20 protein-coding genes are annotated in these 22606 nt (G+C 70.2%); 10 read left to right on the forward strand and 10 right to left on the reverse strand.

What is annotated here, in order from left to right; all coding sequences use genetic code 11:
- Positions 1 to 11 precede the first annotated feature (11 nt).
- Entirely contained in the window at positions 12 to 4940 is a 4929-nt protein-coding gene (locus V6V89_RS11640) for a family 43 glycosylhydrolase (protein ID WP_334619039.1), read from the reverse strand.
- A 288-nt stretch (positions 4941 to 5228) separates the two neighbouring features.
- On the opposite strand from V6V89_RS11640, the gene V6V89_RS11645 reads away from it, so the two are divergent.
- Positions 5229 to 5468 carry a hypothetical protein gene (locus V6V89_RS11645; RefSeq protein ID WP_334619040.1) on the forward strand — a complete coding sequence of 80 codons (240 nt, stop codon included), beginning with the start codon at positions 5229 to 5231 and terminating at the stop codon, positions 5466 to 5468.
- 3 nt (positions 5469 to 5471) lie between these two features.
- On the opposite strand, the gene V6V89_RS11650 is transcribed toward V6V89_RS11645, so the two are convergent.
- The 4 genes from V6V89_RS11650 to V6V89_RS11665 form a co-directional block, all read right to left on the reverse strand.
- Positions 5472 to 6170: a hypothetical protein gene (locus V6V89_RS11650; protein ID WP_334619041.1), complete on the reverse strand. Its 699-nt coding sequence runs from the start codon at positions 6168 to 6170 to the stop codon at positions 5472 to 5474.
- Positions 6160 to 8763: an FtsK/SpoIIIE domain-containing protein gene (locus V6V89_RS11655; RefSeq protein ID WP_334619042.1), complete on the reverse strand. Its 2604-nt coding sequence runs from the start codon at positions 8761 to 8763 to the stop codon at positions 6160 to 6162. The genes V6V89_RS11650 and V6V89_RS11655 overlap by 11 nt, the downstream gene beginning before the upstream one ends.
- On the reverse strand, positions 8756 to 9616 hold the full coding sequence (locus V6V89_RS11660) for a hypothetical protein (RefSeq protein ID WP_334619043.1): 861 nt from the start codon (positions 9614 to 9616) through the stop codon (positions 8756 to 8758). Before V6V89_RS11660 ends, V6V89_RS11655 begins: the two co-directional genes overlap by 8 nt.
- 76 nt (positions 9617 to 9692) lie before the next feature.
- Positions 9693 to 9953 carry a hypothetical protein gene (locus V6V89_RS11665; protein ID WP_334619045.1) on the reverse strand — a complete coding sequence of 87 codons (261 nt, stop codon included), beginning with the start codon at positions 9951 to 9953 and terminating at the stop codon, positions 9693 to 9695.
- Between the two features lie 230 nt (positions 9954 to 10183).
- Here V6V89_RS11665 and V6V89_RS11670 point away from each other — a divergent pair, with 230 nt between their 5' ends.
- The 3 genes from V6V89_RS11670 to V6V89_RS11680 are packed head-to-tail and all read left to right on the forward strand — an operon-like array spanning position 10184 to position 12215.
- Positions 10184 to 11233 carry a zinc-binding dehydrogenase gene (locus V6V89_RS11670; protein WP_334619046.1) on the forward strand — a complete coding sequence of 350 codons (1050 nt, stop codon included), beginning with the start codon at positions 10184 to 10186 and terminating at the stop codon, positions 11231 to 11233.
- Positions 11233 to 12027, forward strand: coding sequence for a sugar phosphate isomerase/epimerase family protein (locus tag V6V89_RS11675; RefSeq protein ID WP_334619047.1), 795 nt, complete (start codon positions 11233 to 11235; stop codon positions 12025 to 12027). The genes V6V89_RS11670 and V6V89_RS11675 overlap by 1 nt, the downstream gene beginning before the upstream one ends.
- A gap of 38 nt (positions 12028 to 12065) precedes the next feature.
- Positions 12066 to 12215, forward strand: coding sequence for a hypothetical protein (locus tag V6V89_RS11680; RefSeq protein WP_334619048.1), 150 nt, complete (start codon positions 12066 to 12068; stop codon positions 12213 to 12215).
- Between the two features lie 117 nt (positions 12216 to 12332).
- Here V6V89_RS11680 and V6V89_RS11685 read toward each other — a convergent pair whose 3' ends face one another.
- On the reverse strand, positions 12333 to 13265 hold the full coding sequence (locus V6V89_RS11685; protein WP_334619049.1) for a polysaccharide deacetylase family protein: 933 nt from the start codon (positions 13263 to 13265) through the stop codon (positions 12333 to 12335).
- Between the two features lie 36 nt (positions 13266 to 13301).
- Complete coding sequence (locus V6V89_RS11690; protein WP_334619050.1) at positions 13302 to 13910, reverse strand: DUF4126 domain-containing protein; 609 nt, start codon at positions 13908 to 13910, stop codon at positions 13302 to 13304.
- 294 nt (positions 13911 to 14204) lie between these two features.
- On the opposite strand from V6V89_RS11690, the gene nucS reads away from it, so the two are divergent.
- Positions 14205 to 14864: an endonuclease NucS gene (gene nucS, locus V6V89_RS11695; protein WP_334619051.1), complete on the forward strand. Its 660-nt coding sequence runs from the start codon at positions 14205 to 14207 to the stop codon at positions 14862 to 14864.
- A 65-nt stretch (positions 14865 to 14929) separates the two neighbouring features.
- On the opposite strand, the gene V6V89_RS11700 is transcribed toward nucS, so the two are convergent.
- Both V6V89_RS11700 and V6V89_RS11705 read right to left on the reverse strand, forming a co-directional pair.
- Positions 14930 to 15148, reverse strand: coding sequence for a TM2 domain-containing protein (locus V6V89_RS11700; protein WP_334619052.1), 219 nt, complete (start codon positions 15146 to 15148; stop codon positions 14930 to 14932).
- A gap of 94 nt (positions 15149 to 15242) precedes the next feature.
- Positions 15243 to 16748 carry an aldehyde dehydrogenase family protein gene (locus V6V89_RS11705; RefSeq protein WP_334619053.1) on the reverse strand — a complete coding sequence of 502 codons (1506 nt, stop codon included), beginning with the start codon at positions 16746 to 16748 and terminating at the stop codon, positions 15243 to 15245.
- Between the two features lie 152 nt (positions 16749 to 16900).
- On the opposite strand from V6V89_RS11705, the gene V6V89_RS11710 reads away from it, so the two are divergent.
- The 5 genes from V6V89_RS11710 (at position 16901) to V6V89_RS11730 (ending at position 21839) form a co-directional block, all read left to right on the forward strand.
- Positions 16901 to 18691 (forward strand): 3-hydroxyacyl-CoA dehydrogenase family protein, encoded by a 1791-nt coding sequence (locus tag V6V89_RS11710; protein WP_334619054.1) that lies wholly within the window; start codon positions 16901 to 16903, stop codon positions 18689 to 18691.
- Positions 18692 to 19037: 346 nt separating this feature from the next.
- Positions 19038 to 19538: a SigE family RNA polymerase sigma factor gene (locus V6V89_RS11715; protein WP_334619055.1), complete on the forward strand. Its 501-nt coding sequence runs from the start codon at positions 19038 to 19040 to the stop codon at positions 19536 to 19538.
- Positions 19535 to 20707 carry a hypothetical protein gene (locus tag V6V89_RS11720; RefSeq protein ID WP_334619056.1) on the forward strand — a complete coding sequence of 391 codons (1173 nt, stop codon included), beginning with the start codon at positions 19535 to 19537 and terminating at the stop codon, positions 20705 to 20707. Before V6V89_RS11715 ends, V6V89_RS11720 begins: the two co-directional genes overlap by 4 nt.
- Before the next feature lie 58 nt (positions 20708 to 20765).
- A complete protein-coding gene (locus V6V89_RS11725) occupies positions 20766 to 21014 on the forward strand; it encodes a hypothetical protein (RefSeq protein WP_334619096.1) in 249 nt (82 codons plus the stop codon).
- A 12-nt stretch (positions 21015 to 21026) separates the two neighbouring features.
- Positions 21027 to 21839, forward strand: coding sequence for an alpha/beta hydrolase (locus V6V89_RS11730; protein ID WP_334619057.1), 813 nt, complete (start codon positions 21027 to 21029; stop codon positions 21837 to 21839).
- Here the strand turns inward: V6V89_RS11730 and V6V89_RS11735 are convergent.
- Positions 21824 to 22480: a class I SAM-dependent methyltransferase gene (locus V6V89_RS11735; RefSeq protein WP_334619058.1), complete on the reverse strand. Its 657-nt coding sequence runs from the start codon at positions 22478 to 22480 to the stop codon at positions 21824 to 21826. The two genes, V6V89_RS11730 and V6V89_RS11735, sit on opposite strands and share 16 nt — an antisense overlap.
- Positions 22481 to 22606 lie beyond the last annotated feature (126 nt).

A 22606-nucleotide genomic window follows, 5' to 3' on the forward strand; every position in this document is an offset into this window, starting at 1 on the left:
TAACTGACTGCTCAGCTGTTGATGACGATGCTGCCGGCGCCTATCGCGGTGCCTCCGTCAGCTTGGCGGCTGTCGTAGACCACCTGGTCGGTGGCCTTGTCGGTGATCTTGATCCAGAAGCGGTCCTTGCCCGCACCGCGCTTCGCCTCGTCGTTGAGCGTGACCATGTAGGCGTACTCGCGACCGTTCATCGTGCCCACCCCGTTGTACTGCGCCCGCGGGCCGGTGAGCACCAGCCGCTGGTACGAGGTGGCCTGGAAGGTCAGGTCGCCGACCTGGAGCCGCAGCGCGATGCTGCCCTTGACGGGAGCGGTGTCGCCGGTGACCCCGAAGACCGCGCGCCCGCCCGGGGTTTCGATCCACCCGCTGCCGGTCACGTACGGCTTGCTCGGGTCGAAGACCACCGCGTAGGCGAACGTCGCGCTCGACGAGCCGCCCCGGTAGTCGGCGACCGTCACCATCGGCTGGTAGACGCCGGGTGCCGAGTACGTGTGCGTCGCCTTGCACGTGCCGCCGTCCGCGGTGCCGACCGTCGTGCTGCCGTCCTGCCAGTCCACAGTGCACTTGTGGAAATCAGCGCGGTTGGCGTCGGTGTACGGCACGGTCAGTGCGACCGGCGTGCCCAGAGCGACCGGAGCCTCCGGACCCTTCACCACACCGGCGACCGGCGCGGCGTTGACGACCGGGTCGACGCTCTCCAGCGTCGGCACCACCTTCTCGATGTTGCCGTCCGCGTCGAACTCCATGCGGTCGATCGTCGTCTCGCGGTGCGTGCCGTCGCCGCCCGGGATCGCGAACCGGTGGTACGCGATGAACCACTCGTCCGTGCCCGGCACCTGGACCACCGAGTGGTGCCCGGTCGCCTTGATGCCCAGCGACAGGTCCTTCTGCAGGATCGGACCCTTCCGCTCGCTCCACGGACCGAGCGGCGAACTGCTGGTCGCGTACGCCACCTGGTAGTCCTCGTCCCGGGTGTCGTTCTCCGACCACATGAGGTAGTAGACGCCGTTGCGCTTCACCACGAACGAACCCTCGTTGTAGTTCGTCGGGTGGTACGTGCGCACCTGCGCCGGGTCGAACGACACCATGTCGCCGTTCAGCGGCACCTGGTAGGAGTTGCCGTTACCCCAGTACAGGTAGGACTGTCCATCGTCGTCGGTAAAGACCGCCGGGTCGATCATCTGCCCGCTGTACGTGCCCGCCGCGACCAGCGGGTGACCCAGCGCGTCCTGGAACGGCCCGGTGGGCGAGTCGGATACGGCCACACCGAGGTGCTTGCGGGTGTCGCCGGACGCCATGCCACCGCTGAAGTAGAAGTAGTACTTGCCGTTCTTGTGCGCGATCGCTGGCGCCCAGGCGCTGTTGTCGGCCCAGGTGACGTCCGGACCGAGGTCCAGGATGACGCCGTGGTCCTCCCAGTGCAGCAGGTCCGACGACGAGAACGCCTTGAACTGCGTGCCGCTCCAGCCGGCGAAGCCGTCCGTCGTGGCGTACAGGTAGAACTTGCCGTTGAACACCGCGATGTTCGGGTCGGCGTACAGCCCTGGCAGCACCGGGCTGCGCATCACCCGTGCCGTGACGGTCCAGGTGCGGCTCGCGCCGTCCGAGCCGGTCACCGTGTACGTCACCGGTTTGGTGAAGTCGCGCACGGCGCCCGATGCCGGGCTGATGCTCGCGCCCCGGGCCAGCACGAAGTGCGGAGCGAGACCCTTCAGGTCGGTGCCCTCCTTGACGGGCAGCACCACGCGGCTGTTGGCGTCGTCGACAAGAGCGTCGACCTTCAGCTCGGGCAGCGACACCTCGGCGAGCGCCGTCGTGTTTCCGGCCAGCTCGAGCACCTCCGATGTGGGCAGTGCCCGGCGGTAGATCCGGAAGTCGTCGACCTCGCCCGCGAAGTACGGGTCCGCGCCGTACAGCGACCGTCCGATGTAGCCGGTGTAACTCTTCGCCGCGTCGTACAGGTCGGACGGCTTGACGGTCACGTTCGTGGCGCGGGCGACCGGTACGCCGTTCAGGTACAGCGCACCGGTCTGCGCGGCACCGTCGATGACGACGGCCACGTGCTGCCACTCGCCGTCCTTCAGAGCGGCGCTCGCCGGCATGCTCGACTCCGCCGACCAGCTCCCGGTCGTGATCGCCGAGTACAGGATGCGGCCGCCGTTGTACGGCGAGGCGAACAGGTACTTGTTGCTGTCCGGCCCGAGCCCGAAGAGCCACTGGTTGACCGTGGTGGAGGCGTTCCACTTGACGTGCGTCGAGACCGTCACGCTCTCCGCGCCGCTGAGCACGCCGTTGGGGATGGTCACGTACGGCGCGGTCGTCGAGGAGCCGGAGCCGCCGGACATCTGGAACGAGCCACCCTCGACGCCGGTGCCGAAGGCGGGCGTCCGGGCGTACGCACCGTGGTAGCCGTGACCCGACGAGTCACGCGCGATGTTGCCGCCCGTCTCGTCGAACTTGTAGCGCACCACCAGGTCGTTGGGGATGTCCGGACCATCGGTCGAGACCGTCACGGTGGCGGTGGCCCGCACCGTGTCGCTGCCCGCGACCGCCCCGCTGACCGTGAACGTGCCCACCGACGCGTAGGCCGACGGCGGCACCGCGTCCCAGGTGACCGAAGCCGGCCGGTCGACCCCGTCGGCGTACCCGGCGATGACCGTCGCGGGCAGCACCGGAGCGTTGCCGACCCGGGTCTCCGCTGTCACGTCTTCCACGCTCTTGACGAGCTGGTCCGCCGCGTACGCCCGCAGCAGCCGGTCGTACTCGGCCTGCGTCACCGGCAGCACCGTGCCGTGCCTCGGCCGGGACGGCAGGCTGTATCCGGTCGACATGGTCCAGACGCCCGAATCCAGGTCGGTCGACTCGAACGGGATGTAGCCCCGGCCACCGAACTCGTCGATGAACAGGTACCACTTCTCCTCGGTGTTCGACTTGAAGATTGTCGGACCCTCACCCTGGCTGATCGAGTTCTTGCCGATGCAATCGGCGACGAAGCCCCAGTTCAGGTTGAGCAGGCTGGTCGACTTCTCTTCGAGGATGAACTTGCTGCACGGCGTCGACGACGTGTTGTTGCGCTCGTCCTTGGTGAACCGGTAATACGTGCCGCCGTTCTTGACCACAGTGGAGTCGATGACCGAGTACCCCGGGTCGACCCACACCTTCGGCTCGCTGAACGTGTAGAAGTCGCGCGTGGTCGCGTACAGCATCTTGTTGTACGTGTTGCCGGTGTGGTTCGGGTCGTCAGCGGCGTAGAGCTTCGAGGCCCAGAAGACCACGTACGCGCCGAGACCCTCGTCGTAGTACGCCTCGGGCGCCCAGGTGTTGCCGGCGGTGTCGGGCGAGACCTTCACGAGGCGCTGGTTGGTCCAGTTCACCAGGTCGGTGGACTCCCAGACCATGATGGACTTGCTGCCGGTGCGCTGCGACGCGTCCCAGTTCCCGTTGCCGTAGATCCGCAGGTCGGTCGCGATCTGGTAGAACTTGTCCCCCTCCGGCGAGCGGATGATGAACGGGTCGCGCAGGCCCTTCTCACCTAGGGTGGAGGTGAGCACCGGGTTGCCGCCGTTCAGCTCCCGCCAGTGCAGCGGATCGTTGCCCTGGCTCAGTCCGAAGTAGACCTGCTCGCCGTTGGAGCTGCCCTCGCCAGTGAAGTAGCTGAACATGTACCCCTTGAGGGCGGCCGGAGCGGGCAGCTGCGGCACCTTCGCGGTGAACGTGCGGGTGGCGGTCGCGTCGTTCCTGCGTACCGTCGCCGTCAGCTCCACCGTGCTGTCGCCGGCACCCGGCGCCGGCCGGGTGACCTCGCCGGTGGTGGAGATGGTGCCCGGGGCGTCCGACGCCCAGGTGACGGCGGTGTCGTTGGCACCGGTCGTCGGCAGGGTCAGGTTTCCGCGTACGTCGTCGAGGTTGCGCACCATCAGCGCGGCTGCCGCCTCGGCGGCGAGCTGGGCGTCATCCACCTGGGCTAGCACCGTGACGTCGAAGCTCTTCGTGTCCGTGACCGTTCCTCTCCTCAAGGTCGCGGTGAGAGTGGCGTGGGCGTCCGGCTGGCCGTACGGCGGCCGGGTCACCACGCCGGAGTTGGACACTACCGACGTGTCGCTGCTGCTCCACGCGATGCTCGAACCGTATGTGCCGGTGGTGGGGAGCGTCAGGTTGGTGGTCACCGCTGTGGTGTCGCCGAGGTCGAGGGCGGCGCTGTCCTGCGCGACCGCTTGCTGGGCCATGGGCTGGGCGAGCTGCTGCACCTCGGTCTCCGCGATCGCCCGGTCGTACACCCGGAAGTCCCGGATCTTCCCGGAGAAGTACCGATCCCCTGGATATACGGAGCGTCCGACGTAGTTGGCGGTGGTGGCTCCCGCGCCGATCGAGCCGGGCGTGATGGTGACCGCGGTGTTGCGGCCCACCTCGACGCCGTCCTCGTAGAGGATGCCGGTGTTGCCCGTCTGGGTGTACGCGACGTGCTTCCAGACGCCACGGGTGAGGTTCCGGCCGACCGCGGGCCGGGTGTTCTGCTCCGTCGACCAGTTGCCGCTCGCGATCGCCGTGCGGAACTGATCACCGGTCGTGAAGAGGTACCCGTTGCCGGCGGTGCCACTGGTGTTGCCGAACCCGTAGATGAAGTACGGGGTGCTCTGGGCGGGGGCGATCATCAGGTCCATGGAGACCGTGATCGAGGTAAGGGCGCTCATGACGTTGTCCGGCACCTTGATGTACGTGTTGGTGCCGTTGAAGCCGAGGCCCTCGCCACCGGTCCACGTGGCGGTGCCGTTGACCGTGCCGTTCCGGCCGTTGCCGGAGGAGTCGGTCGCCACTGATCCCGAAGTGGCGTCCAACTTGTACCACAATGCGAGGCCGTCGGTGACGTCCGCCTGCGCCGCGCCGGCGGGCACGACGACGAAGGCCGCGGCGGCGGCCAATGTGGCTAGGAGAGCGCGCATGTCCCGTCCAGGTGTTAGCGTTAACATTTCGCCCCGATTGCGGAAGTGTTAACCACCAGCGTGTCGCCCGTCAAGAGGGGTCGCCCGCCCACGCTCCGCATCCCTACCGTGCGTGCTATGCCCAGTGCTGAGCACGAAACCCCCATCGCCTTACTCAAGCTGACCCCAGTGTGGCGCTCTGGCTGCTGGCGAACGTGTTCGATGTCAAGGTTCCCGACTATCACCGGTACCGCGACCTGTTCGCCTTCGAGGGTTTGAGCCTGGTGTTGCGGCCTTTCATCCTCACGTATGACGACGTGCCGCTGGTCGTCGATGTGGAGCTGGCTCGGGTTCGCCAAGCACTACGTCGGCCTCGGCGAGGCGCGTGGCGAGGCGCGGGCGGTGCTGCTGGTGCTCGAAGGGCGCGGCGTGCCGGTGCCCGATAACGTTCGCGACCAGATCCTCGGCTGCACCGATCTCGATCAGCTCAGTACCTGGCTGCGCCGCGCCGGCAACGCGACGACCATCGACGACGTCATCGGCCGCTGACGGTCAGCGGGCGAAGAGTAACGACAGGGCGCAGCCGGCGCACAGGCCGCCCAGCACCGTCAGGCCGGTCGCGCCGGTGTCGAGGCGGCTGCCGAACTGACGGTCGACCCAGATCGCGGCCACCGGCACGCTGGTGAACGGGGCGATGAGAAACGCGAGCCAGCCCAGCAGCCGCAGCGGCCACTGTAGGCCGGTGTCGAAGTGTGCAATGGTCACCAACCCGCCCGCGACCAGGCCGGTCATCGTGGCGCCGAACGCGCCGAGCGGCGGTAGGAGCGGCAGCACCCAGCGGGGCAGCGAGGGCCGGGGCGCGCCCCGGCGGGCCTGGTCGATCCGGCGGGCTGCTTCGTCGAGCAGCTCCACAGCGGCCGGCCCGGCGGCGGCACCGGACGAAGAGGCGGGGAGCAGGTCGACCGGCGTGGGCGGCGGCAGGTCACCGAGGCGGCGGCCGCGCCATCCGCGTACCCGGCGAAGCTCGTCCCACAGGCGGGTGGCCTCCCGGTCGGCCTTGACCACGGCGGTGGCCGCGGCACCGGCCCGCCGGTCGGCCTCGCCGGCCGCGGCGTTGGCGAGCGCCAGCTCGGCGGCGGCGACGGCCGCGCCGTCCTGGTAGGAGCGCTCCGCGCTGGCCAGCTCCGCGTCCCGGCGGTTGGCCGCCGTGGCCAGGGCGCCGACCAACCGCCGGTAGTCGTCAGCAGTCATAGGGAACGATGACCTCCGGTGCCCGGTGCACCGAGCGGTCGAAGAAGAGGGCTCGATGCGGTCGGGGATACCAGGCTGGGCCGCCCGGTTGTGGGCTGAGTGGCGCCAGCTCGGTGCCGTGTACGTCGAGCGCCACCCAGGCGCCCATCGCCTCGAAGCGCGCGCCGACGCCGCCCAGGTCGTCACGCAGCCGGGAGACGCCCCGCCACCAGCCGAGGACGTGGGTGCGCCGTTCGGGACCTCGGGTCAGCACGGTGCGCAGCCCGGAGAGGTGGCCGGCGTCCCACGCGTACCCGAAAACGTAGTGCGGCTCGTCGGCCGGCGCCTCCGCGAGTTCGTCGTTGAGGGCGGCGATCAGGTCCGGCGCGGTGTCGGCGTCGTACCAGCGGGCACCGGGCAGCGCCGCGTGCAGCAGGCCCGCGGCGCAGGAGGCGTCGTCGTCGAGGCAGACGATGCTGTACCGGGCCGGCTGGCCGGACGCGGCGAGCGACCGCCCGGCGGCGCCCAGGATCGCGCACGCCTCAGCGGTCCGGGTGCCGATGACGGCGAGGTTCCGGCCGGGCGCCCGGGGCAGTCGCAGCACCGCCGGGCGGGGCCGCACGTCGATCGTTTCGCCGAGGACGGCCCCTTCGGTGTCGAGCGACTCCGGCAACGTGGGCACCGCGTCGCCGTCGAACAGGCGCGGCGGTTCGAGCCCTTCCGGGCGGTTGTGCCACAGCTTCTCCTGCAGGGCGCGCCACGTGGCCCGGTCGCTGGCGTCGGGCAGCCGCACGATGCGGTTGGCGGCGGAGACCCCAGAGTCGGCGTTGACGACGGCGTGGAAGCGGGGGATGACGTCGGCGGCCAGGTTGGTGTCCGCCAGGATGCGTCGCGCCTTGGGCAGGCCGATCCGCAGCGTGAACTGGGCGACCAGCGCCGACCGCCCCCACAGCGCCTCGATACCCGATACGTCCTGCGAGGCGAGCACGAGGTGGATGCCCTGCGAGCGCCCTCGGCGGGCGAGGTCTTCGAGCAGGCTGACCGCCTCGTTGGCGAGCGCGTCGCGTCCGGCGAGCAGCACCTGAAACTCGTCGATCACCGCCACGATCCGTGGCCAGTGCCCGCTCGGGTCCTCGGCGCGCAGCTCGGCGAGCTTGGTGGCCTCGTGGCGCTTGGCCTCGGATGCCCTGCGGCGCAGCTCGTCGCCGAGGTGGCGGAGCAGGGCCAAGCCGAACTCGCGGTCGCTGTTGACGTTGACGCCGACCAGCCGCACCTGGGGCAGCCAGCTCGGGTCGCGGCGGCCGGGAGCGAATCGGGCGAACGATACGCCCTCCTTGAAGTCCAGCAGGTACAGCGCCAGCTCGTCGGGGGAGTACCGGGCGGTGAGCGCGCCCAGCCAGGCGTAGATCAGGTTGGTCTTGCCCGACCCCGAGGGCCCGCCGATCAGCGCGTGCGGCGGGTCGTCGCCGAGCAGCACCTCGACCAGGTCGCCGTCTGGGCCGTCGCCGAGCGGGGCGGCCAGACCACCGGCCGAGCACTCGTTCCACAGCTTCTCGGGCAGCAGGTCGGCGAACTCGGCGGCGGGCGGACCGGCGTTCACCAGCTCGGCGAGCTCCCGGCAGACGGCGGCGATCCGGTCGGCGGGCGGCGCCGGGTCCAGCTTGACCGGCAGGTCGCCGGTGATGTCGCAGCTCGCTGTGCTTTTTGGCGAGCTGGCGTTGCCGTTCACGGCGATCCGCTCGACAGTCGCGTGCGTCTTGATCGGGAGTCCACGCGCGAGCACGTGAACGCCGCACGCCACACCGGTACGGACGATCCGGTCGAGCTGCGCGCGCTGCCCGGCCGTCAGGCTGTCCGCGGTCGCCGCGTCGCCCAGCAGCACGACGATCCGCCACGGCTCGGGTCGGCGGGCGGCGGTGGCGGCGGTCAGCTCGGCCAACGACGCGTACTCACCCGCGAGCACGCTCTCGTTGATGCGGCGGATCTGCTCGACCAGCTCGTCGAGCATTCCGGTCAGGCCACCCGGCCCGACGAACGTGAGCAGGTCGGCGTTGCCCAGCGGCGCGAACCCGGCGAGGCTCCCGCCGAGCTGCTCCGGGTCGTACACGGTCAGCCGCACCTCGCCTGGGCGGGTGCTGCCGAGCACCCGCAGCAGCAGGGCGGCGATCACACCGTCCACTCTGGAGGCGTCGCCGGTGAAGGACAGGTGCGCGTGGTCGAGCAGCGGCACCAGCGCGGGCAGCGCCGGCTCGTACCCCAGCGTGCCGATCCGCAGCAGGCCGGGGCGCCGGCCGCGTTCCGGTTCGGTCGGGCGCCAGGCGCTCCACGACGCACCCGCCGCACCGGGCGCGCATGCCGCCGCGATCGCGGTGAGGTCGGCCGACAGCGTAGCGGTCTGCCGCTGGAAGCGGTCCTGGATCGCGCGTCGTGCGGCTTCCCGCTCAGCGGCGAGCGCGATGAGCCGGTCGGCGTGCGCGTCGTTTGCCTCGTCGCGGTGGCGGTGGGCCTCGACCCGGGCGGTCTCCGCCGCGCCAAGCGCGGCCAGCGTCAGCCCACGCGCCAGCGCCAGGTCTCGACGCACATCGGCCACGAGCCCAGCCCGGGCGCTAGCCACGCTCCTTCTCCTTCTCCGCCAGCTCCTCGACGACCCTGGCCAGCTCGTCGGCGTCCCGGCCGGTGGCGCCGAGGAGGGCGGCCACGAGGACGGCGCCGGTGACCGCGGAGTCGACCGGGTGGACGGGCACCTCGACGTCGGGCGGCGGCGCGTGGCAGGCCCGCGCCAGCAGTTCGTCGACCACGACCTCGTCCACCGCCGGCAGCAGTGGCCGCACGCGGGGGAGCGTGGCCCGGCGTACCTCCGGCAGATCCTCGGCTCGCGGTGGGTGGCTGACCAGCTCGGCGGCGAGGTGCCGCAGCGGCGCGGCGGTCACCGCCGACAGCCCGAGCCCGACCGCGGGGCCGGCGCCGATCAGCTCGCGGCGTAGCTTCCCACGGTCTTCGGCTAGCGCGGCCCGCGCGCAGCGGTGCAGCAGCTCGGGGCTGGTCCGGGCGCCCTTGTCGGGACGGTGCCCGGATTGTCCGGTCAGTCGGTCGAGGGCCTCCGCCCAGAAGTTGCCCAGCGCCGGTGGCTCCAGTTCGCGCCGGGGTCGGCGAGGTCCGGCCGGTGCCAGCGCCGCCTGCCAGGCCCGGTCCGGCGGGGCTACCGCCTCGCGCGGCAGACCGATCGACTGGAGGTACCCGGTCAGAGCCTCGCGCGCGGCGAGCATGGCGCCGGCGGCGTGGTCGAGGTGCTCGCCCGCGGCGGCCAGCGACGGCGCCGGTGCCGCGGTCGCGCTGGCCTGGGTCACCCAGGCCAGCAGGCCATGGGCGCTGCGCAGCCGGTCGGCTGCCGAGGCGACCTGCCCGATCGGCAGTTCCTCGCCGACCTGAAGGATCCGGTACGCCAGCGCGTGCAGCAGTGAGCTCATGCGCCGCCGCCCGCAGCCGACGCCAAGCGGAGGGACCGTCGGCTGCGGGGCGGCACTTGGGCGCCAGTTAGCACGGTCACAGGGCCGCGGCGTACTGCTGGGCCTGTTCCATCGCGCCGAGCGTGGCGGTCAGGCAGTCCTCCAGCTCGGTGGTGGCCTGGGCGAGCGCTGCCTGGGCGGAGGTGACGGACTCGTGCCCACTACCCTCGACCGCCGCGGCGAGGCTCACCTGCGCCTCGCCGAGCTTCTCGTTGGCGGCGCGGACGGCCTCCTGGCCCTCCTGCACGTGCGCCATCGCGGCGTCGATGGCCGCCTTGACCTCGGCAACACTCGCCAACGGAACCCCCTTTTAGACATGAAACAAGGGGATTTTAGGTCATTTATCGCGCTGGCCTGTCACGTACGGCTTGGTGGCGTTCACCGTGTGTCGTGGGTGGTTCTTGTGTTGTGTCGGTCACACTAACGTCGGCGGGGCGTGGGATACATTTGTTAAACAGACGGTAAAATCTCCGCAAAAGATCGCTTCTCGTGGATGTGCGCCATATGCAAGACACCGACCCACTTCCGATGGGAAGGATCGTCCAGCTCTCCGGGCCAAAACTGGTCGAGGTGGTGGATCAACAGCCGTCCGCGATGAAGCCCGGGCAGGTGCGAGTCCGCACACACTACTCCGGCATCTCCGCCGGCACGGAGCTGACCGCGTACCGAGGCACCAACCCGTACCTCAACCGCACCTGGGATCCCGATCACCGGCTCTTCCTCGACGGCGCCGCGGCACATGTCGACTACCCGGTCGCTGGTCTCGGGTACTCGGAAGTGGGCGTGATCCTCGAGGTCGCCGACGACGTGCGGGACGAGCCCGGCATGCCGGCCGTCGGTGACCTGGTCTGGGGAATCTGGGGCCACCGCAGCGAGGCGCTGCTGCCCGCCGACCGCTTCCTGCACCACACCATGCCTGAGCACCTCGACCCGATCGCGGGGACCTTCGTGCGGGCGGGCGCGGTGGCTCTCAACGCGGTGCTCGCCGCGAACATCCACCTCGGCGAGACCGTCGCGATCTTTGGCCAGGGCGTGATCGGCCTGCTCGCCACCCGCCTCGCCACTCTCAACGGTGGCGAGGTCGCCGCCATCGACGCGCTGCCCGTGCGGCTCGACAAGGCCAAGGAGTACGGCGCGCTGATGACCCTGAACGCGGCCACCGGCTCGCCGGCCGAGGAGCTGCGGCAGGTCACCAGCGGCCGGGGCGCCGACGTCGCGATCGAGCTCAGTGGCTCGTACCGGGCGCTGCACGAGGCGATCCGCTCGGTCGGTCAGGGTGGCCGGGTGGTTGCCGCCGGTTTCTACCAGGGCGACGGCGTCGGGCTGCGGCTCGGTGACGAGTTCCACCACAACCGCGTCGAGCTGGTCTCGTCGCAGATCAGCGGTGTGCCGCCCGTGGTCTCCGGGCGGTGGGACCAGGACCGGCTGAACCGGACGTTCCTGCGGCTGGTCGCGAACGGGCAGGTGGATCCGGTGGGGCTGGTCAGTCATGTGGTGCCCGTCGAGCGGGCCGCCGAGGCGTACGAACTGCTCGACCAGCGCCCTGCCGAAGCCCTGCAAGTGATCCTGGAGTTCTGATGGTGAAGATCGCCTGTCAGGAGCAGCTTCTGCCGGGTGCGACGCTCCAGCGGAAGTGGGAGTTCGCGGTCGCCGCCGGGTACGACGCGATCGAGCTGCGCGGCCATGGCGCGTACGCCTTCCGGCAGCGCCTGCCCGAGCTGCGGCGCGCGATCCGCGACGGCGTGGTCCTGCCGACGGTGTGCGTCGACATGCGGCACTTCTTCGGCGCGTTCGACCGGGAGCTGCGACGCGACGCGCTCGACCAGATGAAGTCCCAGCTCTCCGTGATCGCGGACATCGGTGGGCGCGGCGCGGTCACCCCGGCCTCGTACGGGATGTTCTCGCTGCGGCTGCCGCCGTTCACGCCGCCGCGCACCGCCGAGGAGGACCGCGGCGTGCTCCTGGACGGCCTGACCGAGCTGGGCAAGCACGCCGAAAAGGAGGGCGTGCGGCTTTACCTGGAACCGCTCAACCGGTACGAGGACCACATGGTCAACCGCCTGGACCAGGCCGCCGACCTGATCCGGACGGTGGGTTCGGACGGGCTGGCCATCGCCGCCGACACGTACCACATGAACATCGAGGAGGATGATCCGTCGGCTGCCCTGCGCGCCGCCGGCCGCCTCGTCGGCCACGTACAGGTCAGCGACTCCAACCGGCTCCAGCCCGGCGCCGGCCACCTCGACTGGCACGGCGTGCTGGCAACGCTGTCCTGCACCGGCTACGAGGGCTTCCTGGCCGTCGAGTGTCGCCTCCGGGGCAACCCCGCCGAGGCGGTCGCGGGCATCCCCGCGTTCCTCCGCTCACGCTGAGCGTTTTCCCTCTAGATCCCTCGGGAGCCTTCGACGAGTTGACCACCGGGCTCGACCCCGTGGATCGGCACGACATCTCGTCGCTGCTGGAAAGCGTGCGCAACCGCGACGTCACCGTCGTCATCGTCAGCCGGTGCGAGGTGGAGGCTGCGAAGTTCTGTGACCACGCCACCGTGTGGGCGCCGTGAGACGACTAGCCATTGTGGAGGGCGCCGTCGCCGTGGTGGGGAGCCGCGGTGGGGCTCTTCATCGCGGCGGTTGCTTCGAATGCCCGGACGGCGGCCGCCGCCGGCACACTGGTGGGCTCAGCGGCGCTCGGTGCCTTCCCTCGGCCCCTTCCCCTTGCCGCTCTCGCCGTTTGTGCCGTGAGATTCGGCGCGGTCGCGGCCGGACTCTTCCGGCGGCGCCAGTACATCTGACAGCCGCGCCGGGGTGAGGCCACGCTCGCGCAACCCGGCCAGGATGTGCGGCAACGCCTCGTCGGTCATCGCTGCGTTCTCCTCGGTCACATGCAGGATGACGACCGATCCGGGGCGCACAGTGGACAGGACTGCCCGGACGATCGGCTGGTACCTCTTCGCGAACGGGTCACCGCTCACCACGTCGCCGTCGACCACCGTTACGCCGAGCGGGGCGAGCGCCGCCAGCGCCGCGCCATCGTGGCAGAGCCCTGGGAAACGGAAGTAACGGGTCTGCCGGCCACCGTACGGCGCGATGATGTCGAACGTCCTCGCCACGTCCGCAGTCATTTCCTTGCGAGGCACCCGCGGCAGTCCATAGCAGTCAGCGGTGAACGCCTGGTGCCCGTACGTGTGGTTCGCCAGCTCGAACCGCGGGTTCGCCGCGAGCCGCCGCGTCACCTCCGGGTACCTCTCCACCCACTTGCCGGTCAGGAAGAAGGTGGCCGGTATCTCGTGCTTTTCCAGCAGGTCGATGATGCGCAGGTTCGCGTACGACTTCGCCCGGCCGGTGCGCAGGCTGTACAGCATGGCGTCCGTCATGTCGGCGTCGAAGGTCAGGGCGACGCGATTGGCGGTACGCGGTCCATGGTCGACGACGGGCGGCCTGGTACCCGCGCGGGTGGCGCCCGGCGGACCCGCCTTGGGTCGTTTCGCGGGCTTGGAGGTCGCGACGCCGCGCGGCTCTGTCGCGGCCGGCGTAGCCGCCGGGCCGGGCGCCTGGGCGCCACAGGCGCTCAGGAGCGCCACCACCGCCAGCATGATCATGGATCGGAGCACGGCAGCGATCTTCGCACGCCATCCCCCCGGGATCGGTCAGACGCGGAAGCCCGCTGCTCGCGCGGCCTGTCGTTCCCTCTTTCGGATACGCCGGCGACGCAGCACCCACGCCACGAAAAACACCATGCCCACCAGGAACACCAGCACAAGCACCGGCAGCAGGATGGCGACAAGCGACATCGTCACGCTCGTGACGTCTTCGGCGGTGCTCGCGACCGGCGCACCCACTCCCGCCGTAGAGGCGTTGATGACGCCGCGCGACAGTGACTTGACCCCATGTACGCCGAACGCGATCGCCACACCCGCGACCACCGGTATCCACTGCTTCGTGTCGCCCGGGTCGCTCACCATGACGGTTTCCGAGCCTGCGCCCGCGCCGAACGCCAGCCCGCCCGCCGTGGGCCGCACCACGGTCTGGAGCATGTCGTTGACGTGGTCGACCACCGGCACCTTGTCGGCCACGATCTCCACGAGCAGCAGCACCGCCAGGATGGCCATGACCCAGCCGTTGCTGAGCCACCGCCACCCGTCCGGCACGTCTATGAGGTCGGTGTATCGCGCCAGCACACCCATCGTGAGCAGCGGAATATAGGCGTTGAGCCCGGCCGACGCGGCCAGGCCGGTCCCCGTGAGCGCTTCCAGCACGTGTCCAGCATGGCACCGCGATGCCAGCCTGCACCTCTGGCCCTCGCTCTGCTCGGGCGGCTCGCGCGCCCAGTGGCCGCCCTGTAGACCCCAGTCGCTTCGGTCGCTTCGCTCCCTGCGCTTTGTGGGGTCTGCGGGCGGCGGCGCGCTCACTGCAACTTTGGCCCTCGCTCTGCTCGGGCGGCTCGCGCGCCCGGTGGCCGCCCTGTAGACCCCAGTCGCTTCGGTCGCTTCGCTCCCTGCGCTTTGTGGGGTCTGCGGGCGGCGGCGCGCTCACTTAGCTAGTCTCTTCGGGTGCGGTTGGTCATTGCGCGATGCTCGGTGGACTATGTCGGACGGCTCTCGGCGCACCTGCCGCCAGCGACCCGGCTACTCATGATCAAGGCGGACGGGTCGGTGTCGATCCATGCCGACGACCGGGCCTACAAGCCACTCAACTGGATGAGCCCGCCCTGCCGCCTCGAAGAGGCCCCCGGCGTGTGGCGGGTCGTCAACAAGGCCGGCGAGGAACTGCGCATCCTCCTGGAGGAGATCTTCCAGGACGTCTCGTATGACCTAGGCGTCGACCCTGGGCTCCGGAAGGACGGCGTCGAGGCGCACCTCCAGGAGCTGCTGGCCGCCAACCCGACCGAGTTCGGTGACGGATTTGTGCTGGTCAGGCGCGAGTACATGACCGCTATCGGGCCGGTCGACCTGCTCTGCCGGGACGGCGGGGGCGCCGCGGTTGCCGTCGAGATCAAGCGGCGAGGCGAGATCGACGGCGTCGAGCAGCTCACCCGGTACCTCGAGCTACTCAACCGTGATCCGCTGCTGGCGCCGGTCGCGGGCATCTTCGCCGCGCAGGAGATCAAGCCGCAGGCGCGGGTGCTCGCCGAGGACCGCGGCATCCGGTGCGTGGTGGTCGACTACGACAAGCTTCGCGGCATCCAGCGCGACGAATTGACGCTGTTCTAGGGGCTCTATCGCTGTTAGAGCCGGGAGCCCGCTCCGGGGGTAGCGGGCTCCGGCGCGCTCTTCGCTCAGGCAGCGTTGCCGTTGACGGCGGCGACCTGCTTGGGCAGCGTGAACAGGTCGATCAGCAGGCCGATGCCCAGCCAGCCGAACGTGAAGATGTAGCTGATCGCACGACCGGTCTTGCCCAGGTAGAACTGGTGGGCGCCGATCATGCCGAGGAAGAACCAAAGCAGGTACGCGGTGCCAACGCTCTTCTGCGCGGGGGCCGCGACGTCGGTTGCCACAGAAAGTACGCCTCTCAACAGGATTGAAGATGGATGACGGGCAAGATACTCGCTTCGTCACCGTCCCCGCTGTCCCGTTGAGCACTATGGACGGTCAGTGGCCGCGTCCGTACATCAGCTTGACGAGCTTGACGATGCGGCCGACCTGGGCCGGCGTGCGCTCGAATGTCATGGCCGGCAGCAGCGACGGCCCGCGCCGACGTGTCACAGCTTTGGACCGGCCGAACTCTCGCAGACCGTCGTCGCCGTGGACGCGTCCAAAGCCGGAGTCGCCCACCCCGCCGAACGGCAAGGTCGACATGCCGACGAACGTGAGCGTCGAGTTGATCGCGCTCATGCCGGAACGCAGCCTGCGGGCGATCGCCACCGCACGCTGCCGACCGAACACCGAGCCGCCGAGCCCGTACGGGACCGCGTTCGCGCGGGCCACCGCGTCGTCGGCGTCACGCACCCGGGTGATCGTGAGGGTGGGGCCGAAGGTTTCCTCGCGGACCGCGGCCGAGTCCTCGGGTACGTCCACGAGGATGGTCGGCTTGACGTAGGGCGGCTGCACGGCTTCCGGCCCGCCCAGTACCGCCCGGCCGCCGCGCGCGATCGCGTCGTCGATGTGCCGCCGGATGATCTCGATCTGGGAGGGCATCGTGATGGGGCCGAGGTCGGCGCCCTCGCCCGCGCCCACGGTCAGCTTGCCGGCACGCTCCAACACCTTGGCGACGAACGCGTCGTACACCGGCTCGACGGCGTACACCCGCTCGATGCCGATGCAGGTCTGGCCGGCGTTGGTCAGGCCACCCCACACGCACGCCTCGGCAGCCTTGTCCAGGTCGGCGTCCGCGTCGACGATCATGGCGTCCTTGCCGCCGGCTTCCAGCAGCACCGGCGTCAGCGACTCGGCGCAGGCCGCCATGACCTTCCTCGCCGTCGCGGTCGAGCCGGTGAACGCCACCTTGCCAACCCCCGAGCGGCACAGCGACGCGCCGACGTCACCGAGACCGTGTATCGCTTGGAAGACCGGGTGCTCCGGCACCACCCGCGCGAACGAGTCGACCAGCCACTGCCCGACGGCCGGCGTGTACTCGCTCGGCTTGAACACGACCGCGTTTCCGGCCGCCAGCGCGTACGCGATCGAGCCCACCGGCGTGAGCACCGGGTAGTTCCACGGACCGATCATGCCAACCACGCCGTACGGCTGGTACTCCAGGTGCGCGGAGAACTCGGCCAATACCAGCCGGCTGCGCATCCGGCGCGGCCCCAGCACCCGCCGGGCGTTGCGGGCTGCCCAGTCGATGTGCTCGATCGCGGAGACCGCCTCGATGATGGCCTCGGCGACCGGCTTGCCGCCCTCTTTGTTCGACAGCTCGGCCAGCGTGGTGATCTCGTGCGCGAGCAGCGCGCGCCAGCGCAGGAGGCGTTCCTTGCGGCCGGCGAACCCGAGCCCCGCCCACCAGAGCCCCGCCTCGCGACCCCGCTCGACGGCGCGCGCCACGTCGTCAGGCGTCGCCACCGCGAAGCGGCCGGCTTCGGCGCCGGTCGCCGGGTTGGTGGAGACCAGCTCGCCATCCTCGATCCGGGGCATGCCCGGGCTGTGCACCGCCGTCATGCCCGGAGTCTAAACCCGCACGTTACCCGCCGGTAGGTGCCGCCGCGCGGCGCGAGGAGGCGGGTCGTGAAGTTTGCCACCGGGTGGGTGGCGGGTGACCGGTTCGTGGCAGACTCGCGCGCAGAGCCTCAACGACCGTTTAGGGGTGAATCGTGGCGCGTGAGTTCAGGTCCGTAGGCGTGGTTGGTCTGGGCACCATGGGCGCCGGGATCGTCGAGGTCTTCGCCCGCAACGGGATCGACGTACTCGCCGTCGAGATCAGCGACGCTGCCCTTGAGCGAGGGCGCAGCACGCTCACCGGGTCGACGGATCGCGCGGTGGCGAAGGGCAAGCTGAGTCCCGAGGACCGCGACGCGCTCCAGTCGAGGATCAGCTTCGCCGTCGGGCTGGACGCGTTGCACGACGTCGACCTGGTCGTCGAGGCGGTGCCGGAAAAGCTGGAGCTCAAGCGGCAGATCTTCGCCGAGCTCGACCGCATCTGTAAGCCCACCGCGATCCTGGCCACCAACACGTCGTCCTTGAGCGTCACCGAGATTTCGGTAGCCACGCACCGGCCGAACCAGGTGATCGGCATCCACTTCTTCAACCCGGCCCCGGTGATGAAGCTCGTCGAGATCATCCGGACGGTGGTGACCGCGCCCGAGGTGGTGGCGGACGTCGAGGCGCTGTGCACGCGGCTCGGCAAGGTCGACGTGACCATCAGCGACCGGGCCGGGTTCATCGCCAACGCGCTGCTGTTCGGCTACCTCAACCATGCGGTGTCGATGTACGAGGCCAAGTACGCGACGCGGGAGGACATCGACGCGGCCATGAAGCTCGGCTGCGGGCTGCCGATGGGTCCGCTCGCGCTCATGGACCTGATCGGCGTCGACACGGCGTACGAGATCCTCGACACGATGTACCGCCGGGGTGGGCGGGACCGGCGGCACGCCCCGGTGCCCCTGATCAAGCAGATGGTCACGGCGGGGCTGCTCGGCCGGAAGTCGGGACGGGGCTTCTACACCTACGAGAAACCGGGTTCGCCTGTCGTCGTACCCGATGACCAGACGCCGAACGCGGCGGAGTCGGCGGCGGCCGACGGCGCGCGCGGGATCGCCACCGTCGGCGTCGTGGGGTCTGGCACCATGGCCATCGGGATCATCGAGGTCTTCGCGAAGGCCGGTTACGAGGTCGTCTCGGTGACCCGCGGCGGTGAGAAATCCGCGCGGGTCTGCGAGGCGGTGAAGAAGTCGCTCAACAAGGGCGTCGTGCGCGGCAAGGTCACCGAGGCGGACCGGGACGCCGCGCTCGGCCGGGTGACCTGGTCGACCAACCTCGACCACCTCGCCGACGTCGACATGGTCGTTGAGGCCGTGGTCGAGGAGCTGACGGTCAAGCAGGCGCTCTTCGCGTCGCTCGACGAGATCTGCAAGCCGGGCGTCGTGCTGGCGACCACCACGTCTTCGTTGCCCGTGATCGAGTGCGCGATGTCGACGCACCGGCCTGCCGACGTCGTGGGGCTGCACTTCTTCAACCCGGCGCAGGTCATGCCGCTGGTCGAGATCGTGCGCACCATCCGGACGTCACCGGAGGCGTTGGCGACCGCCCGCGCGGTGGTCGCGGCGCTCGGCAAGACCGGCGTCGTGTGCGGTGACCGGTCCGGGTTCGTCGTCAACGCGCTCCTCTTCCCGTACCTGAACGACGCGGTCAAGATGCTCGAAGCTTCCTACGCCACCGCCGACGACATCGACCACGCCATGAAGTTGGGCTGTGGCTACCCGATGGGGCCGTTCGACCTGCTCGACGTCGTCGGGCTCGACGTGTCGCTGGCCATCCAGCGGGAGCTGTACCTGGAGCTGCGCGAGCCCGGGTTCGCGCCCGCACCCCTGCTTGAGCACCTGGTGACCGCCGGCTACCTGGGGCGCAAGGTCGGCCGCGGCTTCCGCGACTACACCGACCGGTAGTGAGCGCGCGCCGTCCGCAGACCGCTCAAAGCGTCGGGAGCGCAGCGACCAGAGCGGCTGCGGTCTACAGGGCGGCCTTCGAGCGCGCGAGCGACCCGAGCGCAGCGAGGGCAGCTGGCTCAGTGAGCGCGCGCCGTCCGCAGACCGCTCAAAGCGTCGGGAGCGCAGCGACCAGAGCGGCTGCGGTCTACAGGGCGGCCTTCGAGCGCGCGAGCGACCCGAGCGCAGCGAGGGCAGCTGGCTCAGTGTGCGCGCGCCGTCCGCAGACCGCTCAAAGCGGCCCGAGCGGAGCGAGGGCATCAGACTCATTGTCAACACCGCGGCGAGGTCGGGGCGTCTGTCGGGTGTGACCTTCGAGGAGTACGTGCTAACCCGCGGCCCCGCGCTGGTGCGGCTCGCCCGGTTGCTCGTCGGCGACGACCACCGTGCCGAGGATCTCGTCCAGGATGTGCTCGCCAAGGCGTATCCGCGCTGGGCGCGGATCTGCCGCACCGACCAGCCCGACCTGTACCTGCGCCGGATGCTGGTCAACGCGCGCAACTCGTGGTGGCGACGGCGGGCGAACCGTGAGTTGGCGGTGGCGGAGCCAACCGACGGCGCACGGCCGGATGCGAGCGACCCGGCTGCGGATCGGGACGCCATGTGGCGGCTTGTCGCGGCGCTGCCGGACCGCCAGCGCGCGGTCCTTGTCCTGCGCTTTTACGAGGACCTGGACGACGCGGCCATCGCGGGGATTCTCGGGTGCTCGGCGGTCACGGTCCGCACGCACGCGATGCGTGCACTGGCCACGCTCCGCGGTCGGGTCGGCGACGCCGGCTGGCCGGTGCGAGAGGAGAGCAAGAGATGACATTCGACGTTGAGGACCGGCTCGCGGCGACGCTGCGTACCCGAGCGGACCGCGAGGTGGACGCGGACGCGCTGCTGGGCGGCTCGCTGGCGCGGGGCCGCCGCAGGCAGCGGCATCGCCGGATCGGGATGGCGCTGGCGGGTGCCGGCGTCGCCGGGGTCACCACGGCGGCGCTGGCGGCGGTGCCGCTCGTCCTGAGCGATGGGGGCGGGGGTGCGTCGATCGGTTCGGCGGAGACGCCCGCGTCGCCGCCAGGACGCATAGGGCAGATCGGTCCCGATGCCGAACCACCGGTGCGCGGGGCGTACCCGGTGCCGGCGCTGGCGGCGCAGGGCGTGCCGGGTGCCGCGGACGCGCCGGAAAAGGTCGGCCGGGAGCCGGGGAACATCCATTTCCGGGTCGAGAAGCTGTCGCTCCCGGTCCAGGGCGTGACGTGGGCGGTGCAGCCTGACGGCGTCGAGGAGATGACCCTGTCGATCACCGGGGCCGACGGCGGACCCGCGACCGGGCGGGTGCAGCTCGCAGCGGGGAAGGTGCCGGAGCCGGAGAGCTCCGGGCCGGCACGAGGCGAACCGGGCGGGCCGGTGGTCACCACCGAGAAGCCGGTGCACATCGGCGATCGCACGGGCACGCTGAGCGTCATCGAGGAGAGCGGGTTCACCTCGTATGAGGTGCGCTGGTCGCCCGCCGACGGGCTGGAGGCGATCGTCGGCGGCTTCGAGCTGGACGAGGCCGATGTCATAGCGCTCGCGCACGCCGTGCGGTGGGATCAGGCTGTCCGGTGTGCCGCTCCGCTGCAGCTGACGGCGTTGCCCCAGGGCGCGGGCATCAAGGGCTGCACAGTGCGGTTCTCCACGGAGGACATCACATGGGTTCCGGAGAGCGTCCTGACGCTGAACGGACCTGGTGCCGCCATGAAGGTGGAGATGGGCGGCCCGTTCATCCCCAGCGCCAGCTTCTCGGCGAGCCCGGGGGATCTGCCGGACCGTGGCTGGGTTGGCGACGGTGATCAAACGCTGCAGATTTACAGCCTCGACGGCGTACCGGTGCGACTGACGCCTACGGGTTATCCGAAGGACGTGGCGGAGATGGTGGCGAACGGCCTCCGCATGCCCGCGGGCACCGATCCCAACAAGCCCGAGACCTGGCCCACGTCTCTGACCGGCTGATCACGGAGGTAGCTTGCCTACCGTGAGCCCCCGCAGGAACCATCGCCGCGACGACGCGGTGCCGCTCGACGCCGAGCGGGCCCGGCAGGGCGTGCAGCGGGTGCAGTCATGGGCTGACGGCGAGTGGTTGGTGCGAAGCATCCCGGGCAGGGCGTCGGCGAAGACGTACCGCTGCCCGGGATGCAACCAGGAGATCCGGCCGGGCACGCCGCACGTGGTGGCGTGGCCGGCCGACGGCCGTGGCGACGAGGGTGATCGCCGCCACTGGCACACCGGCTGCTGGCAGGCTAGGGATAGGCGGCGGTGACAGACTGGCGGGGTGAGCGAAGCGATCCGCGCCAACTCGATCCTCCCGGTCCGTCGGGAAGACATAGAGCTGCACACAGCCGACGGTCTGAAGCTGGTGGGCGAGCTGGCGCTACCGGCCGACCGTGACCCGGTGGCGACCCTCGTGTGCGTGCACCCGTTGCCCACCCACGGCGGCATGATGGACAGCCACGTGTTCCGCAAGGCGGCGTGGCGGCTGCCGGCGCTGGCCGGGTTGGCGGTGCTGAGGTTCAACACCCGGGGCACGAGCAGCGTCCGCGGCACGAGCGAGGGCGCGTTCGACAACGCGGTGGGCGAGCGATACGACGTGGCGGCGGCCATCGAGTACGCGGAGTTCGCGTCGCTGCCGCGGGTGTGGCTGCTGGGGTGGTCGTTCGGCACCGACCTGACGCTCAAGTACGGCTGCGACCCGGCCGTGGAGGGTGCGATCCTGCTCTCCCCGCCGCTGCGGTTCGCCACCGAGGAAGACCTGGCCACCTGGGCCGGCTCGGGCAAGCCGGTGACCGCGCTGGTGCCGGAGTTCGACGACTACCTGCGGCCCGACGAGGCGCGCCAGCGGTTCACCGCGATACCGCGGGCCGAGGTCGTGGGCGTACCGGGCGCCAAGCACCTGTGGGTGGGCGACGCGGAGAAGGTGCTCGACGAGATCGTGCAACGTGTGGCGCCCGACGTGCCGGTGCCGCTTCCGTCCACATGGGACGGTCCGATGGAGTCTGGTGACGCGAGCGCCTACGCCGACCGCACGGTTGCGGCGTTCGCGGATGTACCGAAGCAAGGCCAAGACGGACGTCAGGGCAGTTTGTAGGCGATCAGTGACTTGGTGATCCCGAAGATGCGCTCGCAGCGAATCGTTGACTGTGGAAAATAGTGGCGCATCTGGGTCTTGTCGATCAGCTCCGTCCACAGCACGGACTGCAACGCGTCGGCCCGGCTGGAGGCGGGCGTATGTGCCAGCGGCCACCGGTGCGCCACCCGGGAGCGGAGCGCGACTGGCAGGAACTGCATACCCGGCGCCACCCAGTGCGGCTCGATCGGAAAGTAGCGGTAGGGCGTCTGTACCCAGTGCGCGTCAGAGAGCGCGTGGATCGACTCCGCGAAGCGGACGCGCCGCTCGTGGCCGCCGACGTGCTCGATCACCGAGTTGGAGAAGACGAGGTCGTAGCGGCGTTTGGTGATCTTTTCGGGCAGCGCGCAGGCGTCGCCGTAGTCGAGTTCGGCCCACTCCGGCAGCTCGTTGGGGAGCGGCTCCAGGTTTACGACGTGCACGTGCTTGGGGCGGACGGGTGCCCGTTCCCAAGTGTCGACCCGGCCACCGAGGTCGATGACCGACATCTGCGCGAGGTCGGGAAACGTCTCGCTCAACCACAATGCCCGGCGCGCACGGCGCTTCGCGCCCCACGAGTCCGGCGAGTCGACGACCCGCCGGCGAATGGAATGAAGACCCACGCGAGGCAGAGTATTCGGCCGCGCCCTTCCAGCGGCAGGTCCGTCCGGTTCACTCATCCATCAGCTATCCGACACTCAGCCGTGCGGGTCTGGATGGACCAGATGAATCGCAAAAGGGGCGTAAGC

The organism is Micromonospora sp. CPCC 206061 (assembly GCF_036906915.1).
In the GTDB taxonomy this organism is placed as follows: domain Bacteria; phylum Actinomycetota; class Actinomycetes; order Mycobacteriales; family Micromonosporaceae; genus Phytohabitans.